Here is a 16,535-nt window from a genome sequence, read left to right on the forward strand (position 1 = left end):
GCCCTCTCCTTGCCCGACAACCCGCATGATTACTGCATCCCTTTTCCCCCCTGCTCAAACTTTGGGACAGGTGTGGCCGCGATGTCGCGCTTTGTGCTCCGCCGGCCTTGCTGGTGCGGGCGCGGGCGGCTGCGGGCTTGACGCAGGCCGGGGTGCCGGTGTAGAATGGACGGATGAATACGGATGGCTCTCAGGCGGATGCGACTGAGCCGGCGGCTTCTTCGGGGCGGTTGCTCGATCTGCCCTCGGATGATCTGCCGCGCGAGAAGTTGCTGCAGCGCGGGCGAGCGAGTCTGACGGATGATGAGCTGATTGCCCTTTTTCTGCGCACGGGTATCCGGGGCTGCAATGTGTTGGAGCTGGCGGCGATGCTGCGCCGCCGGGCGGGTTCTCTGGCGGCTCTGGGGGCGATGGAGGCGCAGGATTTTATGCAGATTTGCAAGGGGATAGGCCCGGCGAAGGCGGCGACGCTGGCGGCGGTGTTTGAGCTGGGCAGCCGCGCGGTGCGCGAGGAGGTGCAGCGCCGACCGCTCGCGACGCCGAAGGATGTGTACGATTTGCTGGCTCCGGATCTGCGCTTTGAGGCTCAGGAGAATCTGGAGCTGCTGATGCTCGATGTGCGCGGGCACCTGATTCGCCGCGAGCGCATCGCCCGCGGGACGCTCACGCGCGTGGTGGTGCACCCGCGCGATATTTTCGGCCATGCGGTTCGCCATCGGGCGGCCTCGCTCATCATGGCGCACAATCACCCTTCGGGCAATCCGATGCCGAGTCGGCAGGATCGGGAGCTGACGGCGTCCGTCAACGAATGCGCGAAGCTGATGTTGATTCCGCTGCGCGATCACGTGATTATCGGCTCGCCTTCCGCGGAGTGCCCGCAGCCGTATTACAGTTTCCGCGAACACGGGCTGCTGAGCTGAGGTCTTTGTTCCCTATTCTCTTTTCGATATGAAGGATTATCACACGCATGAACCCGCGCCCTGCGGCGGTTTTCTCTGCTCGGTGACGCGCGAGGATTGGCCGCGCGTCGCGGCGGCGCCGGGGATGACTCCCTGCTTCGGTATTCACCCGGCTCACGTTGCCGGTGCGGATCCGGCCGAGCTGGCTTTCGAGCTGGATGAATGGCTGACGCGCTACCCGGCGGCCGATGTGGGCGAGTGCGGGCTTGACGGCACGGAGCGCTGCCGCGATTCGCTTGCCGAGCAGGAGTTGCTGCTGCACATCCAGCTGGGGGCGGCCTACCGCCACGATCGCATGGCGCATCTGCACAGCGCCGGGGCGCGCGCTCGCTTGCTGGAGCTGCTGCGCGAGCGGAAACGGCTGGGGACTCTGCCGCGCGTGCTGCTGCATGCGTGGAGCGGCTCGCACGAGATGGCGCGCGAGTTTTTGAGTCTCGGGGCCGTGTTTTCCGTGGGTCTGCGCGAGCTGCTGCACCCGAAGGCGACGGAGCGCTACGCCCGCATTCCGGCCGGGCGCCTCTTCCCCGAGACGGATGACCACCCCGAAAACCGCGAGCGCACGCTGGAGTTGCTCCACGCGCTGCGCCCCGACATTTGCTGACGGCCGCAGGCGCCGATCCCCCCCTACCCCAAGGCGCAAAAAAGCCCGACCCTCGGCGATCCGAGAGCCGGGCTTTTCGGTATCAAAACCGCGCCGTGCGCGACGTTATCTGAGGTCGACCATGTCGCGAAGGATATTCAGGCTCTCGCGCAGCACGGGATCGAGACCCGAGGGGTACTCGGGGCCTTTGCTCAGATCGGCCTCGGGGTCGTCGGCTTTCTCCATGAACTCCTTATCCTCGCCGTCCTGGTAGGGAGGAAGGGTGGCGGCGTTGACGTCCGAGAGGTTGAGGCGGCGAATGGTGAGGTTCTGCGCGTCCTGCTGAGCCATGACAGCGTAGCGATCCTTGCACTCGGCGTCGATTTCTTTCTTGCGGGCGAGCAGGTCGGCGTTCTCCTGCACGCGCTTGGCGCGATTGAGCGTCACGAGGTTCTCTTCGACGCGCTTGCGGGAGCGGTCGATGTTTTCCTGCGTGTACTGCATGTCTTTGTCCGCAGCGACACGGGCGCCGCTGCGCTTCTGAAGCTCGGGAAGGATGGAGGCGAGGTGCTCGCTCTTCACGTAGCCGGAGGCGCGCTTGATGCTGTCGAAGGGCAGTGCGTAGTCCATGTCCGCTTCGCTGAACTGAAGCGAGGCAGAGTTCTGCGGCACCACGATGTCGCTGCGCACGCCGCGGCGCTGGGTCGAGTCGCCGTTGACGCGATAAAACTGGTGCGTCGTCACCTTGATCATGCCCGCGCCTTCATGCGAGGAGAAGTAGGGCAGGAACTCGGCCAGATTGCGGGGCACCTGCACCGTGCCCTTGCCGAAGGTGGATTCGTCGCCGACGATGACGGCGCGGCCGTAATCGGCCATGGCGCCGGCAAAGATTTCAGAGGCCGAGGCGCTCATCTTGTTGGTGAGCACGATGAACTCGCCGTTGAAGACGGGGCGGCTGCTGACGGCCTCGCGGCGCACCTGACCGCGCGAGTCCTTCACCTGCACGACGGGTCCCGCTCCGGTGAAGAAGCCGACCATCTTGCGGACTTCGTCGAGCGAGCCGCCGCCGTTGAAGCGCAGGTCCATCACGATGCCCTGCACGCCTTCCTGATTCATGCGGCGCAGCAGTTTCTTGACGTCCGAGGCGCAGTGCACGGAGTCGCCCTCGATGTCCACGTAGAAGGAGGGCAGCGTGAGGATGCCGAGGCGGTAGTTTTTCATCTCGCCGTCGGCGCCGGGCACCTTCATGTCGACGATGCGGGCACTGGCGAGGTCTTCGGACATCGGAATCTCATCTCGCTCGACCGTGACGACGCGCTCTTCAGCTCCGCTTTCGGAGAGGACGCGCAGGCCGACGACGGTGCCTTTCTGGCCGCGGATGAGGTCGACGACTTTGTCGATGCTCATGAACATGATGTCGGTCCAGTTGCCGTCGTTGTTGCGGTCGATGGCGACGATGCGATCACCCAGACTGAGCTTGCCGCTCTTGGCCGCAGGGCCGCCCTTGACGATGCCCTGAATCGAGGTGGAGCCGTCATCATCGGCGCGCAGCTGAGCGCCGATGCCGACGATGGACGCCTTGATCTGATCCTTGAAGAGTTGTTCGTCGCGCGCGCCCATGTAGCTGCTATGGGGGTCGTAGACCGTCGCCACGGCGTTGAGCACGGAGGAGACCATGTCTTCGAGGTCGGATTCCTCCAGCTCGGTGCGCTGGCGCTTCAGACGAGCGAGGATTTTGTCGTAGATCGAGAGCTCCTTGGCGTAGGGATCGGGCTTGCCCTGCTCTTGCGCCAGGCGCGTGATGTTGTCGCGGCGGATGACTTCGGAGAGGACCATGTCGTGAAGCTGGTCCTGCCAAACGCGGCGCAGTTCAGCCTGATTGGCGGCGCGGGGCAGCTTGCGGCGGCTGCGGGGGATGGAGCGATCCGTTTCAAAATCGAGCTGCATTTTGCCGTCGCGCAGGTCGCGCACCATGGTCTCCATGGCGCTGAGGTATTCGAGCGAGCGCTGGAGGTAGAGGCCGTAGAGCTCCTGAGAGAGCACCGTCGCCTTGTTGGTGAGCAGGTAGTCGCCGAAGTTTTCTCCGTATTTTTCCGCGAGGCGGTCGACGTCTTCCTGCGAGAAGATGAAGTGCTGCGGATCGAGGTTCTGCAGGAAGCAGTTGAGGAACTCTTTGTTGAGCTCGTTGTTGAAGCGCATGCGCGAGAAGTGCGCGTTTTGCAACACGAGAGAGAACTGCCGGCCGATCTGGTCGTAGTCGGGCTCTGCCTGTGCCGGCGTCGGCGACAGGACGGTTACCATCGCGGCAGCGGCGGCAGCGGTGAGCGCGCCCACGCGCTTGCCCCAGCGTGATAGACTGATATTCATATCGTATGTTATTTTTGAGAATCTACTTGATTTGGTCCCTTTATACTAGAGGTACGTCGCGAAACGGAGCAATCTTTCACCAAAATCGCAGAAAGTTGCATTTTTGTGCCGGCGCGGCGGCTTCGCGCCACGGCGCCGAGGGCTCGGCCGACACGGAGGCGCAGGCTTCGCGCGGAGGGCGGAAGCGCGGGCGGTGGCGAGGAAGCGCGGGCAGCGGTCGCGACGCGGCGCCTCACGCCTTGCCGGCGCGGCGGCGCACGTTCTTCACCAATTTGCACCCCATCGTTTCGGCGAGAGCGGCCATCTGTTCCCGGGCGGAGGCGAGGCGAGCCTTCGTGTCCTTGAGCGAGCTTTCGAGGTGAGCCGCCTTGATGCGGGCCTTGCGGGCCTCGTTTCTCATCCGGCGCAGCTCCGGCGCCTTGTCTGCCGCCTCGACGGTCTTGGGACGGCGGCCGCGCGTGCGGGACTTGAAGCGCTCCAAAATGGCATCCTCAGCCTGCTTCTTCCAGAGGGAGATCAGGGTGGGGGCGATGCCCTTCTCTTTGGAGATGTTTTGGATGCTTGTCTTGCGAGACATGACGTCGATGATAATCTGCATCTTTTCCTCAGGCGTGTAACTTGTGCGAGTCTTTCTCATGTGCAATAAAAGGCGTTGACTCATTCTATACACTTATCAACTCGTCAAGGCAAGCAAGAAAAGATAAATGTCTCATTTTAGGGCTGCGTATGATGATGTCTTGTCGCATCAGCAAATAAGCATGCGTCAGGCCGCTCGAATACCCGGAGCTTCCGCGCGGCAAATTCGCTCGGCAAATCCTCGCGGCAGGCGGATGAGTTCAACGCTGCGACAAGAAGTTGCGACGTTCAGACGGCATGCCGGTCGGCCTCTTGAAATGCCTGTTTGGGCGCGGCGTTTCCGGGCTTCGGATTACCATATTCCGGCTGTCATTTTCACCGCCGAACCTCCGCGCCGTCCCGCGCTGATTTCGGCGGCGCCGAGCTCAGAGATTCCGCATCAGCGCAAGCGCCCGCATCCTCACCGCAAAAAAAGCGAGGCGAGCATCTGCATGCTCGCCTCGCCCGGATACGCACGAAAGGACTCGAACCTTCACGATGTTACTCACTAGAACCTGAAACTAGCGCGTCTACCAATTCCGCCACGTGCGCCTTGGAACCGGGTGCGGGGCAATTAAACCACAGTTTGCGAAGCTTTGCAAGCCAAATTCGCAAAAAAGTGCATTTTTCTTCATTTCGCAGACGCAATAGAATCTTGCCAAAGCGGGCGACAGAGCTTATACTCACAGGGTCGATGAGTTCACTTTCATCCCAGGCTCGCAATCCCGAGTCACGCGCCGTCGCGCCTGCCGGACAGCGCAGGCGCCACCCCGACGGCACGCGCCCCGAGGTGCCCGACCACGAGATTCTGCACTCCATCGGTCAGGGTGCCTACGGCGAGGTGTGGCTGGCGCGCTCGGTGACAGGAGCCTACCGCGCCGTCAAGGTGGTCTGGCGCGAGGATTTCGAGGACGAGCGCAGCTTTGTGCGCGAGTTTGAGGGGGTGCTCAACTACGAGCCCATCGCCCGCAGCAACCTCGGGCTGGTGCATATTTTGCACGTGGGGCGCCACGACGGACCCTCTCCCTACTACTTCTACGTGATGGAGCTGGCGGATGACGCCTACACGGGCATCCACATCGAGCCTGCCGACTACGTGCCCCGCACGTTGCAGCGCGATATGCAGCTCTACGGCCATCGGCCGATGCCGCTCGACTTCGTCATCGAGGTGGGCTGCCAGCTGGCGCGCGCGCTGGAGGGTCTGCACGCCGAAGAGCTGACGCACCGCGACGTGAAGCCCGCCAACGTTGTTTTCGTCAACGGGCGAGCCAAGCTGGCCGATGCAGGGCTCGTCGCGCCGAGCAGCCAACGCAGTTTTGTCGGCACCGAGGGCTACATCCCGCCCGAAGGCCCCGGCACGCCGCGCGCCGATGTCTATGCGCTGGCCAAGGTGCTCTATGAGCTGAGCACGGGCAAGGATCGCCTTGACTTTCCCGAGCTGCCCACGGAGCTGCCGGACGGTGCGACGCACCGCCGCTGGCTCGCCTTCAACAACGTCATCTGCGCCGCCGCCGAGTCCCACGTCGGCAAGAGCTCGCTCATCTCGGCCCAGCAGCTCGCCGAGAAGCTCGAAGAGCTGCGGCACGATTACGGCCCGCGCCGACGCCGCGGCAAGAGCAGCCGCGTCCGAAGCCTCTCGACGCGGGCTCTTCTGCTGCGGCTCGGTGCCGCAGGGGCTCTCGTCGTGGCGCTGCCGCTTCTGGTTCTGCGGCTCTCTCCGGAGGCGCGAAAGCGCACGAACCTGGCGCTGCACGCTCTGCTGGGCGAAGTTCCTGCTCCTGCCGAAGCTCCGCCGCCGCCCGTGAGTCCCTTGCCCGCGAGCAGCGAGCTGCCGGAGGATGCCGCCGAGCCGACTTTCGGCCAAATTTTCATCAACAGCGTCCCCTCGGGCGCCTCCGTCTATTCCCTCGACGGGACCTACCTCGACGAGACGCCCTACGGGCCGGTTCCGATGGAGCCCGGGCAAAACGTCAGCTTTGATCTGCGCAAGGAGGGCTACGCGGACATGCGCCTGACGGGCGAGGTGCCCCACGACGGCGTGCTGACGCTCAATGCGGCGCTCAAGCCCTACTGTCCGCCCGTTCCCGGCAAGCCGTGGACGGACGCGCAGGGCACCGAATACCGCCCCGACGGCAGCGGCAATCACTGCGCGGTCACCGCCGTCACGGAGGCGCTCTTCAACGAGTTTCTCAAGAGTGAGGCCAATCCCGACCGCGTGCCCCGCGAGCTTGTGCCGGGCACGAAGCTCATCCGCACCTCGCAGTCCGGCATCAGCGCCTTCACGCTCTGGCTGACGCATCGCTGCGAGGCGGAGGGAACGATCGGCCGCGACCACCTGCTGATTCCGAGCCCGGAACCGCAGACGATGTCGGACTCCGGGCTCTGCGCCTACCGACTCTCAACGGCTGCGATTCGCAAGACGCCCATCACCATCTACACCAACCCGGCAGGAGCCACGGTGCTGCTCAACGGGCGGCCGCTGGGGGTGACGCCGATGATTGACATGCAGGTGCCGCTGGCTCCCTACTTTCTGGAGGTGAGCATGCCCGGCTATTCAACGGTGCGGCGCAGCGGGCTCTCGCCGCGCTCGCTCTTTCTCAATCTCGTGTTGCAGCAGAACAATTCAGTCATTTTCGGCAGCGAGTGGATCAACAGTCTCGGCATGAAGTTTCAGCCCGCGGGCTCTGACCTCATGGCGGGCGCGACCGAGGTGCGGGTCTCTGACTACAGCGACTTCTGCGAGGCGACGGGGCGCCCGATGCCCCGCCGCACCGACTACGAGCAAAACGAGCACCACCCCGTCGTCAACGTCTCGCGCGACGATGCCGAGGCCTTCGCCGCATGGCTGACGCAGAAGGAGCGCCGCGAAGGCTACATCGAAGAGACGGATGCCTACCGCCTGCCGACCGATGAAGAGTGGAGCGCTCTGGCGGGTCTCAACAATGAAAACGGGCGTTCGCCCTACGAACGCCACCTCAGCGGCAGCAGCCGCACGACGCAGGAGTACCCCTGGGGGCTTCGCTGGCCTCCGGCGCGCTCAACGGGCAATTTCGCCGACACCAGTGCCCTGCCCTACCTCAACAACAACCACGTGATCCCGAACTACCGGGATGACTTCCCCTACACGTCGCCCGTGGGCTCCTTCGCCCCCAACCAGCGCGGGCTGCACGATTTGGACGGCAATGTGGCCGAATGGGTCAGCGACGAGTACGGCGGCCCCGAGGGCTTCAGCTTCCGCCACTTCGGCGTGACGCGCGGGGGAGACTTCACCTCCTTCCGCCCGGTGCAGCTGAGCACCGCGACGCGCAGCCCGCACCCCAAGACGGAGAAGCGAGACAACATCGGCTTCCGGCTCGTGCTGCGCCGCAACAGGCCCGCTCTGTAAGCGCCGCTCGGAGTGCCGACGGCGCCTCCGCGCAGGACACCTTAGCGCCAGCGGCCCTCACCTCAGCGCACCTCACCTCTGCGCCCCTCACTTCTGGGCACCTCACCTCAGCGCACGACGCTGCCGGGGTAGGTCTGCGTCTCGGGCGGCAGGATGCGCCCGGGCAAGATGACGCACTTGCAGCCGATGCGCGAGCGCGCGCCGATCCAGCAGCCGAGCTTGTTGCGCCCCGTGGCCTGCAGGCGCCCCTCCCAAGGCATGCGAATCTCTCCGGCATCGTGGCGGAAGTTGCTCATGATGCAGCCGCCGCCCACGTTGACCTCATCGCCGATGACGGAATCGCCGATGTAGCTGAGGTGTGCGACCGAGACGCCGCGGCCGAGGAGGCTGCTCTTGACTTCGACGGCCTGCCCGATGCGGCAGTCATCGCCCACCGCCGTGCAACCGCGCAGGTAGGCATTCGGCCCGATGACGCAGTTGCGGCCGATGCGCACGAAACCCTCGATCACGCAGCCCGCCTTGACGACCGAGCCCTCCCCGAGGGCAAGCACCCCGTCCACCACGGCCAGCGGATGCACCGTGCCGCGCACATCCGCCCGGAGCTCGCGCAGCTCTTGCGCGAGCTCATCCAGCAGCACCCAAGGCGCCTTCATCTCCGCCCTCCGCCGTTCTGCAAAGCCGCGTTTCCGATACCGTAGCGCTCGCAGGCGCGGAGCAGGCGCTCGTAGGGCGTCTCGGCGGCATCCGCCATCTTCTCGAAGAAGAGGGGCTCGGGGCGCGTGTGGCGATAGCGGTCACCCTTCTTGTCGCGCGCCGTGCCGAGGAAGCGGATGTTCTCGTCGGCCTGCGGGCAGAACTTCCAGACGCCGCCGAGCTTGACCACGTAGTCAATGGGCACGCGGACATCGTCGCAGTAGATGTTAATCCAGTAGTCGATGCCGCGTGCGCGGGTGCGCGGCATCGAGCGCGACTTGCGGCTCACGGGATCAATCGTCACGGCGATCACGCGTCCGTGCGGTCGCGTCACTTGGCGCATGATATCCATCACGGCCGAGCCGCCGTAGCTGTGCCCGATGAGGACGATATCGGCCTTCGGATTCACCGCCAGGAAGTTCTGGAGGTCATTCACCGCTCGGTTGACGTTGTTGAGGAAAATCATCCCCTCGCCGCCATCCCAGTCATAAAAGGCGCGGAACTGTTTGCCGGGCACCGGCAGCACCGGCATGCGCTCGTACACCGCGCGCATGCGCGTCAGGTAGCGCCCGGCAAAGCCGCCGATGAAAATCACGGCCACATCCGCCTTCTCGGCCCGCAGCGGCACTTGAGTGCGGCGCCCCACAAAACCCGTGGGCGGCTTGGGATAGACGCCGGGCGGCGGATCATTGGAGTAGACGCAGGAGTTGAGCCCCAGCGAGGCGGCGCCCGCTGCCAGTGCCAGCAGGCAGCCCGTCAACACATTCAAACCGTTCTTGTTCATCATCGAAAGTCTCGGGTAAACGCAGGCTCAGCGAAGCCCGGGGAAAAGTCGGCGCAGCTGCGGGCGCAGCAGGCGATACACCTTCACCTGATCCTCCGGGCTGAGCTTGAGGTCATCAAACTCGACGCGGCTGCCATCGACGAGGTGCGCCTCCATGCACTGAGCATTGCTGGCGTAGAGGTAAAATCGGCGATCGGACGTCTTGCCGAGGGCGCAGGCGTCGGATGTGCGATAGGCCTCTTCGCTGACCTCATTGAGGGGCGCCCGGCTCAACAGCGCCCGCAACTGCGCGGCCTCGTCGGCGCCGAGCTCAAAAATATCGCTCTTCTCGAGCATCCAACCGGGCGTGCAGGGCGTCACCGCGAAGCGTTCGGCGCCGAGCAAATCATCGACGGATGCGCGGCTCATCGAGCCCATCACCGGCTGTTGGCACGACGAAAACGCGCCGACGGACAGCGCCGACAACATCAGGACTAACACTCTTCTCATCATCGCCTCTCTCCTTCTGCTCGGCATCGTAACATGCGCCCTATCGACTTGCAAGTCCAAAAGCCGCCCGCCGCCGCATCAGCGCAGGCTCAAGCGCTGCCACAGCTCGTCGAGAAGCCTCGGCATGCTGCGCTCCAGCAGAGCCACCACTGCATCAAAGCCCTCGGCGCCGCCGTAGTAGGGGTCGGGCACCTCGCGCAGCGTCTCTCCGGCGGCGAAAAAGCGGCTCATGGGCAACACGCGCGCGCGCTCGTCGTCGCCGTGCGCCAGCGCCAAGACATCCGCTAGGTTGCTCTCGTCCTGCGGAACAATCACATCGAAGCGCGTCCAGTCATCGCGGCGGAAACAGCGGGCGCGATGACCGTCGTACGCGTAGCCCGCGCGCTTGAGAGCCGCCAGCATGCGCGCATCGGGCTTCTGCCCGACGTGGTAAGACGCCGTCCCGCAAGAATCCACCTGCACCGAGGCCGCCAGCCCGGCTCGGGCAAGAGCCTCGCGGCACACTATCTCCGCCGCGGGGGAGCGGCAAATGTTGCCCAAGCAAACAAAGAGAAGGCGCAGGCGGCGCGGAGCCGCCGCCTCGGCATCGGAAGCAGTATCATTCATCATCATCGCAGTCATGGTTGAATCTCGACAAAAGGTTCGGCGGCATCACCGCACGGACATCGCCGGGCATCGCCGCAGGGACATCGCCGTGCATCGCCGCTCGAATATCGCCGGGCTTGACGCCGCGCCCGGCATCTGCTATAAGCGGCGGGACAAGCGGCGTGCCCCCGCATCATACCACAACATGCTCACCGTTGCACGACTTCATTCTGCCCCGGAAATCTTTTGTTCCCTGCAAGGCGAAGGCCCCCGCGCCGGCTGCCCCGCCGTCTTTCTGCGCCTCGCGGGCTGCAACCTGCGCTGCGCGTGGTGCGACACCAAGCACGCTCTGGGCGGCGGCATAGCCGTGGGAGAGGCCGAACTCGCCGAACGCCTGCTGCGTTACCGCTGCCCGGGGCTCGTCATCACCGGCGGCGAACCGCTCATGCAGCAGGCGGGACTCGTCGAACTGCTCAAGCTGCTGCCCGCCGACCTCACGATTGAAGTGGAAACCAACGGCACCATCGCCCCCTGCCCCGAACTCGCCGAACGCATCGACCAGTGGAACGTCTCCCCCAAACTGGCCCACTCCGGCAACTCGGCAGCCGACAGCCTCGTCGCTCCGGCGCTCGCCGCGCTGAACGCCACGGGCAAGGCTTGGTTCAAGTTCGTCGTGCGGGGCGAGGAGGACTGGCCCGCCATCGAGCGGATGCAACTCCCGCAGGAACGCCTCATCCTCATGCCCTGCGCCGCCGACCGCGCCGCCCTCGACGCCGCCGCCCCCGCCGTCGCCGACCTCTGCATCCGCCAACGCGTCCGCTACGGGCACCGCCTGCAAGTCGCCCTCTGGAGCGACACCAAGGGCGTCTGAGCGCCCGTCCCGAGGGGCTTCCGCCGCCCCATGCAAAGCCGGAGCTCCGCCGCCCCGCGGCCGAGCCCTTCGGCTCCCCCCTTACCGTATCGCGGCCGAGCTTCAGCCCTTCCTTTTCCCTGCCTGCTCGCCCCTTTCTCCGCCCGCCGCTCGGCCCTCTCGGCGAAGCAGGACTTAAGAGTCGGAGCGAAACTCATCAGGGCTGCGACAAAGGGCAGAAAGCTGCGTGTAACTTTTTCTAATAGTTGCAGTTTTTAAGCTTGATTTCACCCATTCGCCGTGCTATATCTGAGGCGTCTATGAAAAAACTCATTGCTACATCCGCCATTCTGGCTGCCCTCGCGGGCACAGCATCCGCCGCTCCCTACGTTCTGCCCAGCCAGCAGACGGGAGCTCTGACGGCCAACGACGTCCAGCCCGTCTACACGCTGGATGCCGTTATTGCTCTGGGTGACGGTGCCGACGTTCCCGACATGTACGGTCCGCGTCTGGCCCTGAATCTCTACAACGATCACAACGACACCTTCACCCACGCCTTCAACCTCTCCGTGAGCGCGCTCTGGGGGTCCGAGGACACGGAAGGCTTCGACATCGACTACTTCATGCTGCCGCTGACCATCGGCTACGACCTGAACATCGAGGTGACCGACAAGCTCGACTTCTACGTCGGTGGCAAGGCCGGCTACGCATGGCTCGATGCTGACAGCTCCTACTTCGACGACTCCGACAGCGGCTTCACCTGGGGTGTCGGCGCCGGCTTCCGCTACTACTTCAGCGAGAACATCCACGCCCGCGTCGGCTACGAGTTCAGCCGCACCTACACGGACGTGCCCTTCGGCCAGCACAGCATCCTCATCGGTGTGGGCTGCCGCTTCTGATCCCCCGAAGATCACGAGCATTGCCTGATTTCCTCAACCGCGCACCCCGCAACGGGGCGCGCGGTTTTTGCATGCGACGCTCATAACAGGGCATAACTTTGAGCTTGCCTTCGTGTTTTGAAGGTGTATACTTGCCCGCGTACCATCAGGACTCACCATTCGGACTTATCATCTGACATGAACAGCACGAAACGCGACTTCACCACAGCCAAGGGCTCCACAGGCCACTATTACTCCCTGCCCGCGCTGGCAGAACAAGGTTTTCCCGGCATCAGCCGCATGCCCGTCTCTCTGCGCATCGTGCTGGAGAGCCTGCTGCGCAACTGCGACGGCCTCAAAGTCACCGAGCAGGATGTCGCCAACCTCGCGTCGTGGAACGCCAAGGCTCCCGGCCAATTTGAAATCCCCTTCACCGTCGCCCGCATCATTTTGCAGGATCTCACGGGCGTGCCGCTGCTGGTTGATCTGGCTGCGATGCGCGCCGCCGTGCAGGACCTCGGTGCCGATCCGGCGAAGATGGAGCCCCTCGTCCCCGTCGATCTCGTCGTCGATCACTCGGTGCAGGTGGACTGGGCCGGCTTCCCCGAAGCGCGTCAGAAAAATCTCACCCGCGAGTTTGAGCGCAACACCGAGCGCTACGAGTTCCTCAAGTGGGGGCAGCAGGCCTTCAAGACCTTCTCGGTCGTGCCGCCCAGCACGGGTATCGTGCACCAAGTCAACCTCGAGCACCTCGCGCGCGGCGTCATGGAGCAGGACGGCGTCTACTACCCCGATACCCTCGTCGGCACCGACTCGCACACCACGATGATCAACGGTCTGGGCATCGTGGCTTGGGGTGTGGGCGGCATTGAAGCCGAGGCCGGCATGCTCGGCCAGCCCGTCACCTTCCTCGTTCCGGAGGTGGTCGGCGTGAACCTCACGGGCAAGCTGCGCGAGGGCGTCACCGCGACCGATCTGGCGCTGCACGTCACGCAGATGCTGCGCCGGCAGGGCGTCGTGGGTAAGTTTGTCGAGTTCTTCGGCGAGGGTGCGGCCAGCCTCTCGCTGCCCGATCGCGCGACGGTCGCCAACATGGCACCGGAATACGGCGCCACGATGGGCTTCTTCCCGATCGACGAGACGAGCGCCGCCTACCTGCGCGCCACCGGGCGCAGCGAGGAGCAGGTGGACACCTACGAAGCCTACTACCGCGCTCAGGGGCTCTTCGGCATGCCCAAGGCGGGCGACATCGACTACAGCGTGGAGCTAACGCTCGATCTTGCGAGCATCGTTCCGGCGGTGGCGGGCCCGAAGCGCCCGCAGGATCGCATCCCGCTCACCGAGCTCAAGGGCAGCTTCCCGCAGATCTGCGAGAGCGTCAGCGGTGCTGCGCCGCGCACCGAAGCCGTCGCCGTCACCATGAAGGGAGACGCCGGCAATCCCGATGCCGACACCGTGCACGACGTGGAGCTGCGCGACGGCTCCATCCTCGTGGCCGCCATCACCAGCTGCACCAACACCAGCAACGACGGGCTCATGCTCGCGGCCGGCCTGCTCGCCCGCAAAGCCGCCGCCCTCGGCCTGAAGGTGCCGGCCTACGTCAAGACCAGCATGGCGCCCGGCTCTCGCATCGCCGAGCGCTACTTCGCCAACAACGAGCTGACGGCGGCTCTCGACGCCATCGGCTTCTCGATCGTGGGCTACGGCTGCACGACCTGCATCGGCAATTCCGGCCCGCTCAACGCGGCCATCGAGCAGGCCGTCATCGACAACAAGCTCGTCTCGTGCTCCGTCCTCTCGGGCAACCGCAACTTTGAAGCGCGCATCCACCCTCAGGTGAAGGCGAACTTCCTCATGTCTCCGCCCCTCGTCATTGCCTTTGCGCTGGCGGGACGCATCGATATCGACATGGAGAACGAAGCGCTCGGCACCGCCGCCGACGGCCGCGCCGTCTACCTGCGCGACATCTGGCCGACGGGCGACGAAATCGCCGCCGCGCAGGCCCGCGCCTGCACGCCCGACGACTACCGCGCCTGCTACGCCGGGCACGTGCCCGAGTGGGATGAGGTCAAAGCGCCCGAAGGTGCAACCTTCGCGTGGAATGCGGATTCGACCTACATTCACCGCCCGCCCTTCTTCGACGGCTTCACGGGGCGCCGCGGCGACATCGTCGACATCGTCGACGCCCGCCCGCTGGGCATCTTCGGCGACAGCGTGACGACCGACCACATCTCTCCGGCGGGCGCCATCAAGGCGACGGGGCCGGCCGGGCTCTTCCTCGCCGCTCACGGCGTTGAGAAGCGCGACTTCAACACCTTCGGCTCGCGCCGCGGCAACGATCTGGTCATGGCGCGCGGCACCTTCGCCAACGTGCGCATCAAAAACCTCATGACCGCGGGCGTCGAAGGCGGCTACACGCTCTACTTCGGCGAGCGCAGCGTCAGCGCGCCCGATGCGGTCATCGACGCGCCCTGCGGCAAGCCGACCTTCATCTACGACGCCGGCATGGCCTACAAGGCGGACGGCGTGCCGACCGTCATCATCGGCGGTGAGGACTACGGCATGGGCTCGAGCCGCGACTGGGCGGCCAAGGGCACGAACCTGCTGGGCGTGCGCGCCGTCATCACCAAGAGTTTTGAGCGCATCCACCGCTCGAACCTCATCGGCATGGGCGTACTGCCGCTCAACTTCGCGAACCCGGCGGACTACGACCGCGTCAAAGACCTGCGCGACGTCACCTTCAGCATCACCGGGCTGAGCAACGAGCTGCAGCCGCGCGGCGCCGCCACGCTCGTCGTCAAACCCGCCGGTGCGCCGGCCTTCGAGCTGCCTCTCATCGTTCGCATCGACACACCCATCGAGAAGGAATACTTCCGCGCAGGCGGCATTCTGCCCTACGTGCTGACGCGCTACTGCTGAAGCACGCGACCCGCGGCGGCAGGCGGCGCAGGCCGCCTGCCCGGCTGCGGTCGGCAGATCCGCTCCCGAAGCGGCCCGCACCTTTCCCTTCCCCGCGCGGTCTCGGCGCAAGACCGCGCGGGGTCTGTCTCCTCAGCTGCGCCTCTCACCCCAAACGATTCCACCATGAAAACCATACCTTTCAGCCAACTGCAGAGCAACGCCGAACAGCTCTTCGGCCACCAGTGGATGCTCATCACCGCCGGCAAGCCCGACGCCTTCAACACCATGACCGCCAGCTGGGGCGGGCTCGGCTTCGTCTGGAACCGCCCCGTCGCCTTCGTCTTCGTGCGCACGAACCGATACACCCGCGAGTTCATCACCCGCGAGCCCTCCCTCACCCTCAGCTTCATGCCCGAACGCTACCGCGAGGACCTCACCTACTGCGGTCGGCACAGCGGACGCGACGTCGACAAGATGGCCGCCACCAAGCTCAGCCCCTGCACCCTGGAATCAGGACTCGTTGCGATGAACGACGCCGATCTCGTCATCGAATGCCGCAAGATGTTTGCCGGAGACATGAAGCAGAGCGATTTCACGGACTGGGCGGAGGTCTCCCCGCGCTGGTACAACGAGGACAATCCCCTGCACACACTCTACATCTGCGAAATCAGCGCCGTGCACACCCGCGACTGATCATCCGCCGGCCCCCCGCGATGCACCGAGAGCCGCGACAGCTGCCTCGGCAGCGGGCGGGCGGGGGCAGACTGCGTCGGGCAGGCGCCCCTTGCCGCGGTTTCAGCCGCGAAGAGGCGCTGCCCCTTCATCCGATTCACACCCCCCGCCCCGGGCCTCGACCAAGCCGCGTATCATATCGTAGCGACGGGAATGGGGCACTTGTTCAAAGCGCTTGCTCTTAGTGTGATACGCATAACAAACTTCCGTGTCCGAGGTGCGTCGGACATCTTGAGACGGCTGTAAAAACAAATACCAAACCTCCTCTTCGCCGCCGTCGGCCGTCTCGACGAGCAAAACAGGATGATACGCGTAGCGGGGATTTCCCCATATCTCCTGATGCAGGATGCCGCCCAGAGCCTTGTACAGGCCCTCGATTTCATCCCTGTCCGCCTCTGCGAGGGGAGAGACCCATTCCTGCTCCAAGTCATGACGGCTGACGTAAAGCAGCCCTCCGGCGTCAAAGGGGCCTATGTGGCGAGAGACGAGGATGCCACCGTCTACGTCGCCGAACAAGGGCGCCCGGGCGGCGGACACGACTTCGATCACCTTGCGCACGCGGCCACCCATCCATATCATATCACCCGCCCGCGCCGCCTGTCCGTTGGGGTAACACACTTCTTCGCTGCTCACTCCTTCATGATACCGCCCGTCTTTCAGGCCGTCAAGCGCACAAAAGCTCAGGAGGATAACAGCGCATGAGACTGCCCCGGCCGG

At 64.9% G+C, this 16,535-nt stretch carries 14 protein-coding genes and 1 tRNA gene; 7 read left to right on the forward strand and 8 right to left on the reverse strand.

The window, feature by feature from the left end; all coding sequences use genetic code 11:
- Positions 1 to 173 precede the first annotated feature (173 nt).
- The gene (gene radC, locus AC6UAL_RS06020; RefSeq protein ID WP_500682470.1) at positions 174 to 920 is read left to right on the forward strand and encodes a RadC family protein; all 747 of its coding nucleotides are present in this window, start codon (positions 174 to 176) and stop codon (positions 918 to 920) included.
- Positions 921 to 948: 28 nt separating this feature from the next.
- Positions 949 to 1,560 (forward strand): TatD family hydrolase, encoded by a 612-nt coding sequence (locus tag AC6UAL_RS06025; protein ID WP_500682471.1) that lies wholly within the window; start codon positions 949 to 951, stop codon positions 1,558 to 1,560.
- A 105-nt stretch (positions 1,561 to 1,665) separates the two neighbouring features.
- Here AC6UAL_RS06025 and AC6UAL_RS06030 read toward each other — a convergent pair whose 3' ends face one another.
- The 3 genes from AC6UAL_RS06030 to AC6UAL_RS06040 form a co-directional block, all read right to left on the reverse strand.
- Positions 1,666 to 3,906 carry a carboxy terminal-processing peptidase gene (locus AC6UAL_RS06030; protein WP_500682472.1) on the reverse strand — a complete coding sequence of 747 codons (2,241 nt, stop codon included), beginning with the start codon at positions 3,904 to 3,906 and terminating at the stop codon, positions 1,666 to 1,668.
- A 232-nt stretch (positions 3,907 to 4,138) separates the two neighbouring features.
- Positions 4,139 to 4,543 carry a transposase gene (locus AC6UAL_RS06035; RefSeq protein WP_500682473.1) on the reverse strand — a complete coding sequence of 135 codons (405 nt, stop codon included), beginning with the start codon at positions 4,541 to 4,543 and terminating at the stop codon, positions 4,139 to 4,141.
- A gap of 448 nt (positions 4,544 to 4,991) precedes the next feature.
- Positions 4,992 to 5,073, reverse strand: a tRNA-Leu gene (locus AC6UAL_RS06040).
- 142 nt (positions 5,074 to 5,215) lie between these two features.
- On the opposite strand from AC6UAL_RS06040, the gene AC6UAL_RS06045 reads away from it, so the two are divergent.
- Entirely contained in the window at positions 5,216 to 7,906 is a 2,691-nt protein-coding gene (locus AC6UAL_RS06045) for an SUMF1/EgtB/PvdO family nonheme iron enzyme (protein ID WP_500682474.1), read from the forward strand.
- 107 nt (positions 7,907 to 8,013) lie between these two features.
- Here the strand turns inward: AC6UAL_RS06045 and AC6UAL_RS06050 are convergent, their stop codons facing one another.
- From AC6UAL_RS06050 to AC6UAL_RS06065, 4 genes are all read right to left on the reverse strand, one after another.
- A complete protein-coding gene (locus AC6UAL_RS06050; RefSeq protein WP_500682475.1) occupies positions 8,014 to 8,559 on the reverse strand; it encodes a hypothetical protein in 546 nt (181 codons plus the stop codon).
- Positions 8,556 to 9,386, reverse strand: coding sequence for an alpha/beta fold hydrolase (locus tag AC6UAL_RS06055; protein ID WP_500682476.1), 831 nt, complete (start codon positions 9,384 to 9,386; stop codon positions 8,556 to 8,558). Before AC6UAL_RS06055 ends, AC6UAL_RS06050 begins: the two co-directional genes overlap by 4 nt.
- A 24-nt stretch (positions 9,387 to 9,410) precedes the next feature.
- Positions 9,411 to 9,863, reverse strand: coding sequence for a hypothetical protein (locus tag AC6UAL_RS06060; RefSeq protein WP_500682477.1), 453 nt, complete (start codon positions 9,861 to 9,863; stop codon positions 9,411 to 9,413).
- Positions 9,864 to 9,950: 87 nt separating this feature from the next.
- Entirely contained in the window at positions 9,951 to 10,493 is a 543-nt protein-coding gene (locus AC6UAL_RS06065; protein WP_500682478.1) for a low molecular weight protein-tyrosine-phosphatase, read from the reverse strand.
- On the opposite strand from AC6UAL_RS06065, the gene AC6UAL_RS06070 reads away from it, so the two are divergent.
- From AC6UAL_RS06070 to AC6UAL_RS06085, 4 genes are all read left to right on the forward strand, one after another.
- On the forward strand, positions 10,492 to 11,328 hold the full coding sequence (locus tag AC6UAL_RS06070; protein ID WP_500682479.1) for a 7-carboxy-7-deazaguanine synthase QueE: 837 nt from the start codon (positions 10,492 to 10,494) through the stop codon (positions 11,326 to 11,328). The two genes, AC6UAL_RS06065 and AC6UAL_RS06070, sit on opposite strands and share 2 nt — an antisense overlap.
- A 299-nt stretch (positions 11,329 to 11,627) precedes the next feature.
- Positions 11,628 to 12,206: an outer membrane protein gene (locus tag AC6UAL_RS06075; protein ID WP_500682480.1), complete on the forward strand. Its 579-nt coding sequence runs from the start codon at positions 11,628 to 11,630 to the stop codon at positions 12,204 to 12,206.
- A gap of 177 nt (positions 12,207 to 12,383) precedes the next feature.
- Positions 12,384 to 15,104: an aconitate hydratase AcnA gene (gene acnA, locus AC6UAL_RS06080; RefSeq protein WP_500682481.1), complete on the forward strand. Its 2,721-nt coding sequence runs from the start codon at positions 12,384 to 12,386 to the stop codon at positions 15,102 to 15,104.
- Positions 15,105 to 15,269: 165 nt separating this feature from the next.
- Positions 15,270 to 15,779: a flavin reductase family protein gene (locus tag AC6UAL_RS06085; protein WP_500682482.1), complete on the forward strand. Its 510-nt coding sequence runs from the start codon at positions 15,270 to 15,272 to the stop codon at positions 15,777 to 15,779.
- 102 nt (positions 15,780 to 15,881) lie between these two features.
- Here AC6UAL_RS06085 and AC6UAL_RS06090 read toward each other — a convergent pair whose 3' ends face one another.
- Positions 15,882 to 16,451, reverse strand: coding sequence for a hypothetical protein (locus AC6UAL_RS06090; RefSeq protein WP_500682483.1), 570 nt, complete (start codon positions 16,449 to 16,451; stop codon positions 15,882 to 15,884).
- Positions 16,452 to 16,535 lie beyond the last annotated feature (84 nt).

Origin of the sequence: Candidatus Parakkermansia intestinigallinarum (genome assembly GCF_944389695.1) — a bacterium.
Lineage (GTDB): Bacteria > Verrucomicrobiota > Verrucomicrobiia > Verrucomicrobiales > Akkermansiaceae > Akkermansia > Akkermansia intestinigallinarum.